Source organism: Pontibacillus sp. ALD_SL1 (assembly GCF_017355605.1).
Genome location: NZ_CP062974.1, coordinates 1,242,066 through 1,257,480, shown reverse-complemented (window position 1 = coordinate 1,257,480; position 15,415 = coordinate 1,242,066). Strand labels below are relative to the sequence as shown.

Here is a 15,415-nt window from a genome sequence, read left to right as displayed (position 1 = left end):
CGTCATGTGACACGTTGTCATATGTATGCACAAGGAGGAGAAGAATGCCGAAACCAACGTTCTATAATTTGAATGAAGAGAAAAGAGAAAAGCTCATTGAAGCGGCCAAAGAGGAATTCTCCCGCGTTTCTCTTTATGAAGCATCCATATCCAATATTCTTAAGAAAGCTTGCATCCCAAGAGGAAGCTTCTATCAGTATTTCGAAGATAAAGAAGATGCGTTCTTTTACTTATTGAATGAACACGCGAAAGATCAGCACGAGAACTTCTTACAACGTTTAAGAAACAACGAAGGGGACATGTTCAAAGCCATGGCCGATCTGTTCTATTCTGCTTTAATACATTCTCAAGAAGAAGGACAGAATAACTACCTTCGAAATGTACTTTTAAATAAAAACTATAAGATCGAAAAAGAAGTAACTAGGTACATTCGGAAGGGATCAGATGATTCTAGATTTACACAAGTAAGCGAACTCGTAGATATGGATGGCCTGAACATTAAGGACACAGAGCAACTCTACCATGTCTTTGAAATTGTCATTGCGATTACGTTCCATAACCTCGTCCAGTGCCTCTCAAATGACTACACGATTGATGAGGCGATGCTTAAGTACAAGAAAGAAATGAACATTATTCAAACAGGACTTCATTAGAAGACTTCAACGAATCACTAAGAAAAAGAAAGAAGGGAACATTGTGGTTAACACACAAGACACAGCACAAAAAGAAGAACCGATTAATAAAGTCCCCCTTATTATTGTGCTTTTATCGGGCGCATTTGCAGCCATTTTAAATCAAACCCTACTTGCAACCGCCCTGCCAAATATCATGGCAGATCTGGATCTAGATGCGAGTACGGCCCAGTGGCTAACGACGATCTTCATGCTCGTAAACGGCGTAATGATACCGATCACCGCCTTTTTAATTGGGCGCTTCACAACGAGGGGATTGTTTTTAACGGCTATGGGACTGTTCGCACTTGGAACCCTCATTTGCGCCATTGCCCCTAATTTCCCACTCTTAATGGTGGGGCGCATCCTACAAGCATCTGGTGCCGGTATTATTATGCCGCTTATGCAGACGATTTTATTTATGATATTCCCGGTTGAAAAACGCGGTGCTGCAATGGGAATGTTCGGTCTCGTTATTTCATTCGCTCCTGCGATTGGCCCGACACTATCCGGTTACCTTGTCGACCAATTCCCATGGAGAAGCTTATTCTACGTGATCTTACCAATCGTTATTTTGGACTTTATCATAGCGTACTTTATTCTTAAAAATGTAACAAAACAAACATTCCCGAAACTCGATATCTTATCTATTATTCTGTCTACAATCGGGTTCGGAGGCATTCTTTACGGCTTTAGTGTAGCTGGTTCTGAAGGCTGGAGTAGTGATCAAGTCTATCTTTCTATTATTGTGGGCGCCTTATCCCTAACGTGGTTCATCCTTCGTCAAGGACGTTTGCGCGAGCCCATTTTAGAATTTAAGGTCTTTAGCTACAAAACCTTTACGCTAACAACCGTCTTAGGCATGGTTGTGTTTATCGCGATGATTGGCGCATCCACCGTTCTGCCTTTATATATGCAAAACATGCTTGGCTTTACTGCATTTGAGTCTGGCTTAATGTTGTTACCAGGCGCCCTTATTATGGGCTTTAGTAACCCCATAACAGGTCGCTTATTCGACAAATTCGGTGCGAAGTGGCTTGCTATTATAGGTTTACTGATCCTTGTTGTAACAACATTTATGTTTACAAACTTAACCGCACAGACCTCATTTATGTACCTGACGATTGTCAATGCGTTCCGCATGCTTAGTGTAGCGATGGTCATGATGCCGGTGACAACAGCTGGAATTAACCAACTGCCTGAACACCTGATCTCGCACGGAACGGCCATGAATAACACCATGCGCCAAGTATCTGGTGCTGTTGGTACAGCTCTCCTTGTAACCGTAATGAGTACAGCAGCTCGCCCAGGTAATGGGGTTGAAGGTCTCGTTCACGGCGTAAACGTCTCCTTCATTGTTGCTGGTATTTCGGCTATTGTTGGGTTGGGATTGTCGTTCTTTATTAAAAGACCGAAAGCATTAGCAACTTCATAAGGGTTATGTAGGAAAGCGTGAATTGTCTTGTTGGAGGCAATTTGCGCTTTTTTGTTTTTTGGGGCGTTGCTTTGGGATGGGCGTTCTGATGCTTTTGGGGCTCGTCTTGACACTTGGTGAGGGCGTCTCGACTCTTCGAGCGCGCGTCCGGACTCTTGGCCTGCGCGTCACGTCACTTCCGGCGCCCGTCCCGACACTTGGCGCGCGCGTCTCGACCCTTCGGGCGCTCGTCCGGACTCTTGGCCTGGGCGTCTCGACTCTTCGGGCGCGTGTCTCGACTCTTGGCCTGGGCATCCCGACACTTCCGGCGCGCGTCCCGACTCTTCGCCCGCCAGTCCTGACGCTTGTCCAGCGCTTCCCGACACTTTCCCAATAAGCGAAATCCCGTCTCCTTCTATCATAGGTGGCACATTTTCTCGAGTAGATATTTAAAGCAAATCTGATATAGCCGCAACAGAACAAACCATCGCTACGACAATCTGTACATATCCCGCCCAACCTTTATTACCTTCTTTTATTAATTCAATTCCATTTAGTAAGAAGACAACCGATAAATAGAAGAATAAAGCATAGTCAGGTGCATGGATGTTTTCAATAAAAATATGATAGATAACAAGACTAAGAGATATAATTGCTAACATGATATTTACTTTCTTCAATATTTTCAAAAGCTAGTCCTCCTCTATTTAACCTTTTGTTGTTTCTAACTTTTTATAGTTTCCATAGCTTTTTCTAATCTTGTAGTCATTCATACGAGAGCAAAAGGTAAAACGTTCCATATTATCTAAAAAAGGTGCCACTCGCTTATACGAGTGGCACCTAATATATCATTAAAATAAAAACATCCCAGCAATACTAGCAGAAAGCAAGTTTGCAAGTGTTGCGGCAATTACTGCACGGAGTCCTAAATTCGCTACGTCTTTACGACGATCTGGAGCCATGCCGCCTAAGGCACCGATTTGTACTCCGATACCAGAAAGACTCCCGAACCCTGTAAGGGCGAAAGTGGTTACGACTTCAGCTTTTTTACTTAGCTCATCTTTCACTTCTCCTAAACCAGAGAAGGCAACAAACTCATTTGTTACGATCTTTTGGCCAATGAAACTAGCAGAACGAACGGCTTCATCCCATGGAACGCCGATAACAAAGGCGAGCGGCGCAAGCAAGTAACCAAGTATCTTTTCAAGCGTAATCGCTACGTCAAATAAGTTACCAACCCAGCCAATGATGCCATTTAGTAAAGCTAATAAAGCGATAAATGATAGCAAGATCGCACCAATGTTCACAGCTAACTTAAGCCCAGTCACAGCACCACCTGCAATTGCGTCAAAGACGTTCGTCGTGTCACTTTCTTCAGGAGCAACGTCCTCAATCACTTCATGATGAGGCTCTACTTCTGGCACAAATAGCTTCGCGAGCACTAGCGCTGCTGGTGCAGCCATGAAGGATGCGGCTAGAAGATACTCTACTTCAATGCCTAAAAGCGTATACCCAACTAGCGTTGAACCTGCAATAGAGGTGAAACCTCCTGTCATGACGGCGAAAAGCTCAGATTTTGTAATACGGGAGATGAATGGACGAATGAGAAGTGGTGCCTCTGTTTGCCCAACGAAAATGTTTCCTGCCGCGTTGATGCTTTCGACCTTCGTTGTCCCTAACACTTTTGACAAAAGACCACCGATTAACATGATGACCTTTTGCATAATGCCTAAATGATACAATACGGCAATGAGTGAACTGAAGAAGATGATGGTAGGTAGTACTTGAAACGCAAACATCATCCCCATATTTTCATGATTAATGAGCGGACCGTACAAGAATTCAATTCCCTCTGTTGTATAGCCAATTAAGTTATTGACACTTTGGGACATATACTGTAATATATTCTGTCCCCAAGTTGTTACAAATACAAGAAAGGCGAATGTAATTTGAATCGCTAGCCCACCAGCTACGGTTCTCCAATTAATCGCCTTTCGGTTTGTTGAAAATATAATTGCAATTAAGAAGATGGTAAACATACCACCTAATCCCCAAAGTATGTTGCTCATGATGTTTTTTCCCTCTCTCTAATTCTGCTGTTCTTTTAGAAATCCATTTTTGAATCACATTTAAACAAAATACCACCATCCGAATTAGATTTCAAACCCTTTTTCTACAGCGCAATCGCTTACAACTCCTTGAAACCCTTACCTGTAGGCATTATTTTTTATTGATAGATCCATATTTTAAAATAGGTGAACTAGTGAAACGAGTCGAATCATTTATTCGTATAGGAATTGAAGGGGTGTGAATGTATATGGCCAGAAAAGGAAAAGATACATTTATAGGTGTCGGAACCGCAATAGGTGTTGCACTTGGAGTCGCATTCAATAATGTAGCCCTCGGTATTGCTCTTGGAGTTTCCATTGGAGCCGGCATAGATTGGTTTAGAAAGAAGAAAAAATAAATATATATCAAAAAAAAGAGACATTACGCCGATATAGGCATAGTGTCTCTTAGACTTATCTTAATGATCTAACTGTTGCAGATCCTTAGACGGTCTTCCGAAAGCGAAAATCTTGATCGAAATAGGCGTCTACAACATCCATCTCAGAATAAGGGACGCGCTCATCGCCTATAATTTGATAGCCTCCAAAGCCGATCCCTGTTAACAGTACAAGGTCTCCTGGTTCAGCTAAATCAAATGCGTAGTGAATGGCATCTTCACGGTGTAATTGAGAATGAATATGTGGAGAGTTAGGCGTATTAAACCCTTTTAATACATCGTTTACCACTTCCTGACGATCAGCATGGCCAGGCTGGTCCACACTTACGACAATCTCATCACCAATGCCCTCAGCAACTTCTGCCATCAATGGGCGTTTCTTCGGATCTCTGAGTCCGACACCTGTAATCATGACAATCAATCTGCGATGCGGTACTTGCTTAACTGTGTTTAAAACAGTCGCCAACGCATCAGGTGTGTGCGCGTAATCTAATACGATCTGGAACGGTGCTTCATTATCAACAAGCTGATAGCGACCTTCAGGACATGTAATGCCCCAAACAACTGATAATACATCGTGAAGTGAATGGCCCATTTGATAACAAGTTGCAATCGCAGCAAGCAAATTAGATATATTATATTCACCAAAAACAGGTGCATCCACACGGTAATGAAGATCATTAAAGATCAGTGTGAAGGATGTCCCTTCTATAGTCGTTCGGATATTATCAGCACGGAAATCGGCTGATTCATGCGTTCCGTAGGTCATTAGAGAACCGTCAAACCGCTTGATAATGTCAGGCGACATGACAGGGTCATCCAGATTGACAACCGCCCTTTTCGCTTGATCAAACAACTTCAACTTAGCTTCTTTGTAGGCTTCCATTGTGCCATGAAACTCTAAATGTTCAGGAGTTAAATTCGTATGAACCGCTACATTAAAATCAATACCAGCCAAACGCTTCTGTTCAATGGCAATGGAAGTGGATTCAATAACAGCCGCTTTCAAATCGCGTTGTTTAAAATAATCTAAGACACGATGAATATCCGGGGCTTCAGGTGTCGTAGGGACCGTTTGTTTAAAATCAGTCTTTCGTTCTTCATCCCAAATCCCAGCAGTCCCAAGACACCCTGTACGGCAGGATAAATCATTGAGGAGAGAATGAATAAAGGTAGAGACTGTCGTCTTCCCATTTGTTCCTGTTACGCCAATGGTATACAAAGATTCTGATGGAGATCCGAATATTAGAGAGGAAACTTGGGCCAAGGCTAATCGACTATCTTCCACGTGGATAAAACTAACTTCAGGAAACTGTTTTGAATATGTACGAAGTGGTTCAGACTCTGTACCAATAATCGTTGTGGCTCCGTTATCTATGGCTTGTTCTATATAAAGGTGGCCATTATGATGCTCACCGGTAATACACACAAATGCGTCATGCTTACTAATTTCACGCGAATCATAGGTAACAGAGGAAATGACCTGGGATTCAGGGCCCCAAACGCTTCCATTGATTAGGTCCTTCATCAGGTATTCATTACTGTTCATGTCATCATCCTTTTACAATTATTTACTTCATCGTGCTAAAGTGTTGATTCTTCTTTCCCATTCCCCCGTAAAATCTTAGGTAAACATTTCTAAGCATACTCATGTGTAAAAGACGTTTACTTTTATGCATTAAGTGGAAAATAATAGGCTGTTATCTAAAAACCATAAAAAAGTCCGCCCCCCAATCAGGGGACGGACGTGTTCATTTTATAGAACCCTTGTCTATGTAGTTTTTTAAGAATACTGAGGTTCTTCCCTAGCAGTATAAGTCCAAATCGCAAGAGCAATGAAACCAAGCAGAATATACACATCAGCTATATTAAAAATCCCTGACCGTCCCTCAATATGAATAAAGTCGATGACATGACCCAGGAATAGTCGATCGATAAAATTCCCAAGACCTCCACTTAACACCAATATAAAGGCCAGATCTCTGAGGTTCCTCTTTGAATCAATAGGGACACTCCACCAAATAAAGATCCAACTTAATATGATGCTCTGGAGGGGAATAATGACCCAAGAAACCGAACTGAGTCGCCCTCCCGTAATCCCTTCGTTATAAAGAAGATTCCATTCCAACCATCCAGGAATGACCTGAATCACTTCATCCAGATCCATCTGCGCATCCATCCACCGCTTGATCACCAAATCAATCATTACAAGAATAACCACAATAAACAATCGCTTCACTACTTCTTATCTCCCTCTCTTACACTTCACCATACGAAAGCGTGCCAGACACGCATCAATGCTTTAGATCAGTGAAGGGTGTCTGGCACGCGTCTATACTTTACATCATTAAAGCGGTGGAATTCAAGGGTGGTATATGTTTTGTCAGGGTGTCTCTTCAATATAAGGTACGGCTTGATCGGTCAGGGCGAATCCTTTTTGTAACTTTTTCAGAAAGCCTTGTTTCTCTAAAGATTTCAGGGCCTTCATCGCGTCCTTCTCCTGCCAATCCTCCATAGCCCCAAACTGAATGGCCTTGTCCAACTGTTCAGTACGGATTTTATTGGTCGCTTTACCCACGAGAACCTGGGTAATGGTATGAGCCGGATAAACGCCGCTGGTATCATGTACGAATTGAAGCACTTGTTCAACTTCGCCCCAGTAGAAGGTTTGTTTGTTCACTTTCGTAAATTCTTCTTCTCGTGTCATCGCATTTCCCTCAAGGTAGGATACTAACTCCATTTTCAGGTGATTGAGCTCGTTTGAAACGTCTTGATTAAGAAGTTCCTCCCACTCTTCAACCCGCTTTAGCATCGAGACATTTGGGAGTTCCACATAGGACGGCCACACAAGTGGTGATGGGTGTTCGACTTCAGGCAGGTCCATTGCCTCTATGGCTTGAAACAAATCAATCCACTTACTTGTTGGTTGATTCTCTTTATGCTTAGGTAAAGCTTGAATCTTGCCAAGCAGACTTTGGATCTCTTTCCATTCCTGCTCATAGTGAGAGGACTTTTGTTGAATGGCATCAAGGCGTTTAATTTTATCCAGGACGCCTTCGTTTTTCTCCGCTATTTCGTTAAATTGACGTTCAATCGTGTGAATGCGTTTCTTCGCTTTCTCAATGTCAAATTCCTCTTCCAGACGTAAAGCATCATCTTTCATAAACACGCTGTAATCACATATCTCACAGTGCAGTTCAAGCTCTTCTTGTCCTGAATACACATACATCTCTTTCTCGTGCTCACATGCGTCTCCTTCTGACCAAAGCCAATCAGTGGGAATCGATCGAAATGGCCTCATCACAATCTCGACCCGGTGGCGCCAATAAGAAAGATCTTCGGGGTACTTTAGCTGAGATAATAGATTAGAGCGATTCATCCTCTCCACTGCCTGAAGCTCCTCCCTTTTGGTGTGGGCAAATTGCACAAGAGGATGGTGTTCAAAACGCTTCTCTAATGCACGAATCCACTCGACACGTGAGGTCTGATGTATAGAAGCACAATACATGTATTGCTGAATCAAGGACTGGAGCTGCTTTTCTAACTGCTCATTCGACATCATTGATATCTTTGTCTCAAATAAGTATTCCTTATGAATGGGAATGCCGTGCTCACTATCGAATGCCTTATACAGAAACACTTCAGGCTTCACTAAGCCACTATGATAGAGCTCCCCTTCTTTATCTAGCAGGACAGGCAATAGACTCTGCCCCTCTAATTGTAAAAATTGTTGCAAAGCAGCGACCTCTTCAGAAGTGCGTTCCCTCACTAGTCTTTCTATAATCGTGTGAATACGGGATAGAGATTCTTTTCGAACTTTGTTCGGAATTGAACGCACTCCCTTGTTCTTCTTTCCACCTGGATAGAACACCAGATAAGGGAAATCATTGTGTATATAAGCAAGGTCTCGTAAAGCCATCGTGTCATCACCCAACTCGTCAGTTTAGTCTATCGCCATTACAGGTCGATGATTACAGTACACTTTACAATAAACGAGAGTTTCGCAAAAGGTTCAATCCTCTATTTAAGAATCATCCCCTCACTCGCTTATAAATCCATAGGAGACAACGTTCTCCCCGTCTCCAAATACGTCTTCAAGTTACTCACAATCGCAGGCCATCCGTTATTCAACCCATAAAACGTGTCTTCCTCTTCGCTTAAATCCGTGCTTAAAAGGTTTTCGTGAAGAAGCGTTAGTTTCACCGCTTCACCGACCTCTTTTATTTTAAAAGTGACAACGAGGGGCTTCTCTCTTACTTGATCATCAACATGTTTCCATGTAAAGGAAAGCTTTTCATAAGGTACAGCTGTTAAAATCTCTCCCTCCACATCAAGCTCGCCATCTCCTCTGAAATAGGATATGGATGAGCCTTCTTGCCAATCAGACTGTACTTCGCATCCGAAGAAATATTGCTTCGTATGTTTTGCTTCGGTTAACGCTTCCCACACTTTTTCTTTAGTGGATAAGATATATGTAGTATAGATAAAAGAATCGCTTTTCATAGAAATCCTCCTTATGGTTTTTGCTGGCTTGAGTAACCAAGCACCTTAAATTCCTATTTCAATAAAGAGCGCCTTTTTTCCTCTTTTGTCCTAGAACCTATCCTTAAAAAGATAGTAAAAAGCTAATACAACGATGGTCTAGTTGTATTAGCTTTAGCGAAACTGAGTCTATTCCCGCTTCGAATTTTTCCCTTTTCCAGAAGAATCAATCTTCCCAATTCCTAGCTCTTTCCCTTCCTGATAAACTGTCTTGACAAAACTAAACGACATTAACAACATAATAACCGAAAACGGTAACGCCGCAATAATCATTGTGTTTTGCAAGGCTTGTAGCCCTCCTGTATATAGAAGCGCTAAAGCTGTAACAGATAATAGGACACCCCATGTTAGTTTGACGAACTGGCTCGGATCGCCTTTCCCACCTGTAGTCATCAGTCCTAAAACAAATGTTCCAGAGTCAGCTGATGTGATAAAGAATGTGCTAATTAAAAGAATGGCTACGATGGATGCCACCATACTTAATGGGTAATTCGCAAATACTCCGAATAATGACTTCTCTGTAGCAAGCTCTGAAATGACCGCCATTCCGTTATGTTCTAGAGAAATCGCAGTACCGCCAAATGTAGCAAACCATAAGAATCCAATTACAGAAGGAAGCAAAAGGACAAAGAAAACAAACTCACGAATACTTCGCCCTCTCGATACCCGTGCTATAAAAATGCCTACAAACGGTGACCAGGCAATCCACCACGCCCAGTAAAAGATTGTCCACGAATTGATCCACCCTCTGATCTCTTCATCAAGTGGCGCAATGCGGAAGCTCATTTGAGGCAGATTCTGAATGTAGGCACCTAATGAATTCGTAAACAAATTCAATTGGAAAAGCGTTGGACCTAGTATAAACATCATCAGGAAAAGTACGGCTGCCAAAATCATGTTGGCATTACTTAAATATTTGATACCTTTCCCTAGCCCTGACCACGCTGAAATCATAAACAAAACGGTCACTATTGCAATAATAATCAGTTGCACCCAGAAGTTGCTTGGAATATCAAAAAGGTACGACAACCCTCCATTGATTTGCACAGCTCCGAACCCAAGGGTAGTGGCAACACCAATTACCGTCGCAATTACAGAAAAGATATCAATCAATCGCCCTGTATTTCCATTTGCTTTATCTCCAATAATCGGTTGTAACGTAGCACTAATTAAGCCAGGTGTTCCTCTTCTGAAACTAAAGTAAGCTAATACTAATGCGACAATGCCATAAATGGCCCAAGCATGAATACCCCAGTGGAAGTAAGTAAATCTCATCGCATCTTTGATGGCCTGATCTGTACCTACTTCCCCCGTAGGTGAATTGACTGCATAATGACTGATCGGCTCAGCTGTTCCCCAGAAAACAAGACCGATCCCCATCCCTGCACTAAAGAGCATCGCGACCCAAGTTGGCCTTGTGAATTCAGGTTTTTCATCTTGCTTACCAAGACGAATTTTCCCAAGTGGTGTAATTAAGAACACTAAAGCCACGATCGTGAATAAGGTTACAACAATTAAATAATACCACCCTAAACGATTGGCAATGAATGATTGCACGTTTGATGTCACCGTTTCCAACCAGTCAGGCACTACAATCCCAACAAGAGATAAGAGGATCATAACAGCAGCTGATATTTTAAATACGGGATTTAATTTTTGAAGCATGTTGCGAACAACTCCTTTCAGAAGCACAGTAAATTCCTTTATTAGATAAGGCTTATTCTCTTCTATTGGAGTCGGTATTATTCAGCTATATAACTAGAAGGGAGGATTGAATAAAAAGGAAAAGATGGAACTTTTTTTGCGATAATACGTAGAGAATAAAAGGGAAAATACACATAGTTTGGAAAGATCATAAAGAGGAGGATTATATGTCGATTTGGTTATATGCAGCGGTGTACTACATACTTCCGATTGCTTTACTTATCAGGCTGTGGAAAGGGGATCTAAAGAGCCGTCTACTTGGGGCGCTTGAAATTGGGCTTACATTCAGCTTTTTTGCGTATCTCTTTGTTGTCATTCCATGGCACGTGTATTCACATTACATCCGGTTTCTGTGGGTGCTTTTGTTACTGCCTGTTCTCTTTATAGCTATAAAGAGATTGAAGCCACTGCCTCTAAAGCAACCGAAAGGAGAACGAAGTGGAATGTTCTCGAACTTGCTCAGCTTTGCGGTGATGATTTTCTTCACTTTTATGGCAGTTAGCGGACTTACGGGCTACTCTCCCTCGAATGACGAGGCTATTGAATTGGCATTCCCGCTAAAAGACGGTGTTTACGCAACGGGGCAAGGTGGTGGAACTTCAATTATAAATTACCATAACGAACACAAACCACAGCAGTATGCAATTGATATTCTCGAACTGAATGGTGCGGGGCTGCGAGCGAAAGGACTGACTCCATCTGAATTAGAAGCTTTTGAAATCTACAACGCCTCCCTTTACAGCCCGTGTTCAGGTGAGGTCATCCAGGCGGTCGATCAATATGAAGACATCCCCCCACTTGAAAGCCCTGAAAAGGTTGAAGATGCAAGAGGAAACCACGTTACTCTTCGCTGTCAGAGTGCAGATGTAATTCTGGCTCATATGAAGCCTGGGTCGGTGCAAGTGACAGAAGGCCAGACCGTAAAAACAGGTGACCTGCTTGGACTTGTTGGCAATACAGGAAACACAACAGAACCTCACCTTCATATTCACGCAGAACGAGATGGCGCCGGGTTACCGATCACATTTGATGACCGTTTCTTAAAGCGGAATAGTTTAGTGTTTCAATGATAGATACCTCAACACGAATCATTTTTCACGTCAAAGAATCCCTGCCTAACAAAGAGCAGGGATTCTTTTCATTGTAACCAAGAGATCATCACCCCAAATAATAGTATGCGATTTCATTAATGTGGAAAATATATGATTTATTTTCCTTTTTGTGTGATATAGTCCATGTATAGAGAATTTTTTTATAAAAGGGGAATGCTACATGACGATTCGTACAGAAAGAGAACAAACGATTTTCCCGCATACAGGCAACCGCATTGTGTCGGAAGACCGTGTTATGCCCATCATTTCCAGATACAATGAACCACTAGTCGTTGTTCTGGATAACGTGGCAAGTGACGAGGAGTGCGATGGATTAATCGCGTTAAGCCAAGATCGATTGCGTCGCTCTAAAATTGGACAATCACGAGAAACGAATGACATGAGAACAAGCAGTGGCATGTTCTTTGAAGAAAATGAGAATTCACTTGTAGAACGCATTGAAAGACGACTCTCTACCATAATGAATATCCCTACCCAACACGCAGATGGTCTCCAAATCTTACACTACCAACCTGGACAAGAATATAAAGCGCATCATGATTTCTTCAAGCAATCTGATAACAATCGTATCTCTACTCTTGTATTATATTTGAATGATGTCGAAGAAGGCGGAGAAACCTTATTCCCAGAGCTCGGTTTATCCGTTACGCCTAAGAAAGGAATGGCTGTTTATTTTGAGTACTTTTATCAAGATATGGAGCTAAACAACCAGACGCTTCATAGCGGAAACCCTGTTGTGAAAGGTGAGAAATGGATTGCTACGCAGTGGATGCGGCGGAAGCCAATTCGTTAAAAGAGTCATTGAAAGCGATTACCAAATCAAAATAAAACGGACATGAGACGCATTGCCTCATGTCCGCTTATTTATTATTGGAAACTCGCTTGAATCTCCTTCATCTTCTCTACAACAAGGGGGTAAAAGTTACGTTTGGCATGTGACGTAGAATTCCCACCAAAGAACCCCGTACCTGGACACGATTTAACTGCATGACCTTCCCCGTGATCCAACACTCGCTCCCCTGTATTTATATCCCACCAATGGTGATACGTAATACTGTCTACTGATGGAGTTAGGCCATACTTCAACATAAGTAGGGCTGTGACGGTAATAAGCGTTTCACGTTGTTCCGCCGTCATTTCATTGTCGCCCTTGTCAAAACTCCCCACATTCTCGATTGCTAAAGCATTCTGTTCGATCCTTTTCATAGCCGCTTCATTTTGTAATCCAAACGAACCTTCTGGAGGGTTATTAAAAGACCGGCCTACAGCTACCGTACCATCAGGAAAAGTCGTTAACTGTTGACTAATATCACTCCAGTCCATCCCGTTTACGTGATAATCCTTCATCCCTTTAAGTAAAGCAAAATGGTTAGACCCATTGAAACTTTTGTAGTTAGGCTGATAAGTATGGTGCTGTTGAATCGTTTTTACATATCGGCTGAATTGATGGTTAAGAATCCAATCCCTAAATTCCTCTCTCGTCATCAGAACAAATTGCCCGTCCATTCTAAGTTTCTTTGGAGGGATTTTTATCGTTTGGCCCACGTAGAGCATATTGGACCCGAGTCCATTGACCTCTTTAATTGAAGATACGGTTGAATTAAACGATTGAGACAGGACCCACAATGTATCGCCTGACTTCACCTCATAATCAATCGGTACTCTTAACTTCTGGCCCACCAATATCAGATTAGATTGTAATCCATTGATTCGCTTTAAATCAGATACAGTGGTTTCATAGGTAGCGGCGATCTTCCACAACGCATCACCTGGCTTGACCTCATAGATGTTTCTCGGGTTATTCATAGCATGCGCTGGGGATAAAGGTAGCTGTAATAATACAAACAAACTAATAAAAGCGATGAGGATGTTTTTCATGATTCGCTTCCTTTCCAAGAATCAGTACTTTTACGTAAAACTGCTTTTCTTAGTTTGTAGATCATTTTTGAGATTATACGGGGGTTTAATGTTACGTAGTAAGCTGACGATAATCGCTATACAACCCACACCAACCATATGAATATAAAAAATCGGCAGCTTAAATGTTCAAGCTGCTGATTAAAGACTCTCGTTTTCTACCTTAGGTGTATGCTTAGAGAAGAACTCTTCTTTTAATATAGAGTATATCTTTAAATCGTGATGCTTTCCCTTTACCAACATACTTTTTCGAAGGATTCCTTCAAAAGACATCCCCGCTTTTTCCATAACACATTCTGAACCTCTATTCTCTACTAAACACCTTGCTTGAATACGAACTAAATTCATATGGGTAAAGCCAAACTTAATCAATTCATTTACGGCTTCTGTTGTAATGCCTTTCCCCCAATAATCTTGGGAAATGGCAAATCCAACCTCAGCCACATGATGATTAACTTCCCACGAGACAAAGTCAATTGTTCCTATAAATTTCCCGTTCGATTTATACTCGATCCCCCAGGGAGAAAGATCTTTATCCTCGTATTGGGAAAGGGCATATTTAATAAATTCCTTTGTGTCAGATAAAGACCTATGCGCCTCCCACGTAACATATTTCGTTACTTCTTCATTAGAAACATACTCATACATATCATCTAAATCTTCTGATGTAATTCTTCTTAATAGAAGACGATCTGTTTCTAATGTGGGTAAGTTACCGTATATATCTTCAATCTCCAAAAAATCACCCCCACCAGTAATTTATTCACAAGATAGATAAGATTTTCGCTAAATACAGAAAAAGGGGATCCTTTTTAAAATGGAGGCTACTCTTTATGTAATATAGGTAAGGCTCTATTGGGTATAAATGGTATAATGTAACATAGGAATTACCTTAAAAGGAGATTGGTAATATGAAGATGTTTGTGATGATTGGCACACTTCTCTTTATTTTGTCGGGATGCCAATTAAATGAGAACAATCCAGGCTTTGAATCGTCTGAAAACACAGGTCAAACCAACGCCCCTGAATATGTTCAATCACCAGAAGATATAGTCGACATGCATGGAGACATTACAAACGTAGATATGTTCTATGCCTTTCTAGAGAGAGTGGACCAAGGTATAGAAGATGAAATAAGAGTGGTAACATATACAACCGAAGGAGACCCTATGCTACATGACCTTAAGTATGATGGGGAAGTCATCCACTCCACAATAGATACGAGGAGAGATTCATTTGGTGCTGGGAATGTAAATAAGGCAACATGCGAATCAATCAAAATGGATAAGAGTGAAGAAAGAACAAGTTACGAGTTATCAGGGTGCGATCAAACTAATAGGGATCCTAGAATTTTAGTAATTAAATAACGGTAGAGAGGGGAGTGTTTTAGCACTTTCTTTAATACCTTCTTCGATTTACGTCATACCCCTTTTGTTTAAAAAGATAGATTTAGTCATTTACAATGATGGATTGTATTTCTTCGTTCCCAATTACTTCACTACCATCTGAATATCCCTTCAGCAATTGCACCCTTTTATTATATGACGTT

General features: G+C 41.6%; 15 protein-coding genes. 6 read left to right on the top strand and 9 right to left on the bottom strand.

Features of this window, described 5'->3' with window-relative positions; all coding sequences use genetic code 11:
* Nucleotides 1-44 precede the first annotated feature (44 nt).
* Together IMZ31_RS06320 and IMZ31_RS06315 are read left to right on the top strand one after the other, a co-directional pair.
* Complete coding sequence (locus IMZ31_RS06320) at nucleotides 45-653, top strand: TetR/AcrR family transcriptional regulator (RefSeq protein WP_207529715.1); 609 nt, start codon at nucleotides 45-47, stop codon at nucleotides 651-653.
* 43 nt (nucleotides 654-696) lie between these two features.
* The gene (locus tag IMZ31_RS06315; protein WP_207529714.1) at nucleotides 697-2,106 is read left to right on the top strand and encodes an MDR family MFS transporter; all 1,410 of its coding nucleotides are present in this window, start codon (nucleotides 697-699) and stop codon (nucleotides 2,104-2,106) included.
* A 428-nt stretch (nucleotides 2,107-2,534) separates the two neighbouring features.
* Here the strand turns inward: IMZ31_RS06315 and IMZ31_RS06310 are convergent, their stop codons facing one another.
* Together IMZ31_RS06310 and IMZ31_RS06305 are read right to left on the bottom strand one after the other, a co-directional pair.
* Nucleotides 2,535-2,774: a hypothetical protein gene (locus IMZ31_RS06310; RefSeq protein WP_207529713.1), complete on the bottom strand. Its 240-nt coding sequence runs from the start codon at nucleotides 2,772-2,774 to the stop codon at nucleotides 2,535-2,537.
* A gap of 162 nt (nucleotides 2,775-2,936) precedes the next feature.
* Complete coding sequence (locus IMZ31_RS06305; RefSeq protein ID WP_207529712.1) at nucleotides 2,937-4,154, bottom strand: NupC/NupG family nucleoside CNT transporter; 1,218 nt, start codon at nucleotides 4,152-4,154, stop codon at nucleotides 2,937-2,939.
* A gap of 248 nt (nucleotides 4,155-4,402) precedes the next feature.
* Between IMZ31_RS06305 and IMZ31_RS06300 the strand changes: the two genes are divergently transcribed.
* On the top strand, nucleotides 4,403-4,552 hold the full coding sequence (locus IMZ31_RS06300) for a glycine zipper domain-containing protein (RefSeq protein ID WP_207529711.1): 150 nt from the start codon (nucleotides 4,403-4,405) through the stop codon (nucleotides 4,550-4,552).
* A gap of 85 nt (nucleotides 4,553-4,637) precedes the next feature.
* Here IMZ31_RS06300 and IMZ31_RS06295 read toward each other — a convergent pair whose 3' ends face one another.
* The 5 genes from IMZ31_RS06295 to IMZ31_RS06275 all read right to left on the bottom strand — a co-directional run bounded on the left by IMZ31_RS06295 (nucleotide 4,638) and on the right by IMZ31_RS06275 (nucleotide 10,798).
* On the bottom strand, nucleotides 4,638-6,140 hold the full coding sequence (locus IMZ31_RS06295) for a UDP-N-acetylmuramoyl-L-alanyl-D-glutamate--2,6-diaminopimelate ligase (RefSeq protein ID WP_207529710.1): 1,503 nt from the start codon (nucleotides 6,138-6,140) through the stop codon (nucleotides 4,638-4,640).
* Between the two features lie 234 nt (nucleotides 6,141-6,374).
* The gene (lspA, locus tag IMZ31_RS06290; protein ID WP_207529709.1) at nucleotides 6,375-6,830 is read right to left on the bottom strand and encodes a signal peptidase II; all 456 of its coding nucleotides are present in this window, start codon (nucleotides 6,828-6,830) and stop codon (nucleotides 6,375-6,377) included.
* Between the two features lie 144 nt (nucleotides 6,831-6,974).
* A complete protein-coding gene (locus IMZ31_RS06285) occupies nucleotides 6,975-8,510 on the bottom strand; it encodes an RQC-minor-2 family DNA-binding protein (protein ID WP_207529708.1) in 1,536 nt (511 codons plus the stop codon).
* A gap of 128 nt (nucleotides 8,511-8,638) precedes the next feature.
* Nucleotides 8,639-9,094 (bottom strand): SRPBCC family protein, encoded by a 456-nt coding sequence (locus IMZ31_RS06280; RefSeq protein WP_207529707.1) that lies wholly within the window; start codon nucleotides 9,092-9,094, stop codon nucleotides 8,639-8,641.
* A 168-nt stretch (nucleotides 9,095-9,262) separates the two neighbouring features.
* Nucleotides 9,263-10,798 carry a glycine betaine uptake BCCT transporter gene (locus tag IMZ31_RS06275; RefSeq protein ID WP_207529706.1) on the bottom strand — a complete coding sequence of 512 codons (1,536 nt, stop codon included), beginning with the start codon at nucleotides 10,796-10,798 and terminating at the stop codon, nucleotides 9,263-9,265.
* A 206-nt stretch (nucleotides 10,799-11,004) separates the two neighbouring features.
* On the opposite strand from IMZ31_RS06275, the gene IMZ31_RS06270 reads away from it, so the two are divergent.
* The gene (locus IMZ31_RS06270) at nucleotides 11,005-11,907 is read left to right on the top strand and encodes a M23 family metallopeptidase (RefSeq protein ID WP_207529705.1); all 903 of its coding nucleotides are present in this window, start codon (nucleotides 11,005-11,007) and stop codon (nucleotides 11,905-11,907) included.
* A gap of 202 nt (nucleotides 11,908-12,109) precedes the next feature.
* Nucleotides 12,110-12,742, top strand: a complete 633-nt coding sequence (locus tag IMZ31_RS06265; protein WP_207529704.1) for a 2OG-Fe(II) oxygenase — start codon at nucleotides 12,110-12,112, stop codon at nucleotides 12,740-12,742.
* A 74-nt stretch (nucleotides 12,743-12,816) separates the two neighbouring features.
* Here IMZ31_RS06265 and IMZ31_RS06260 read toward each other — a convergent pair whose 3' ends face one another.
* Nucleotides 12,817-13,827 (bottom strand): peptidoglycan recognition protein family protein, encoded by a 1,011-nt coding sequence (locus IMZ31_RS06260; protein ID WP_207529703.1) that lies wholly within the window; start codon nucleotides 13,825-13,827, stop codon nucleotides 12,817-12,819.
* Nucleotides 13,828-14,007: 180 nt separating this feature from the next.
* Complete coding sequence (locus IMZ31_RS06255) at nucleotides 14,008-14,604, bottom strand: GNAT family N-acetyltransferase (protein WP_207529702.1); 597 nt, start codon at nucleotides 14,602-14,604, stop codon at nucleotides 14,008-14,010.
* Nucleotides 14,605-14,777: 173 nt separating this feature from the next.
* On the opposite strand from IMZ31_RS06255, the gene IMZ31_RS06250 reads away from it, so the two are divergent.
* Nucleotides 14,778-15,233 (top strand): DUF4362 domain-containing protein, encoded by a 456-nt coding sequence (locus IMZ31_RS06250; RefSeq protein WP_207529701.1) that lies wholly within the window; start codon nucleotides 14,778-14,780, stop codon nucleotides 15,231-15,233.
* The last annotated feature ends 182 nt before the right edge of the window (nucleotides 15,234-15,415 follow it).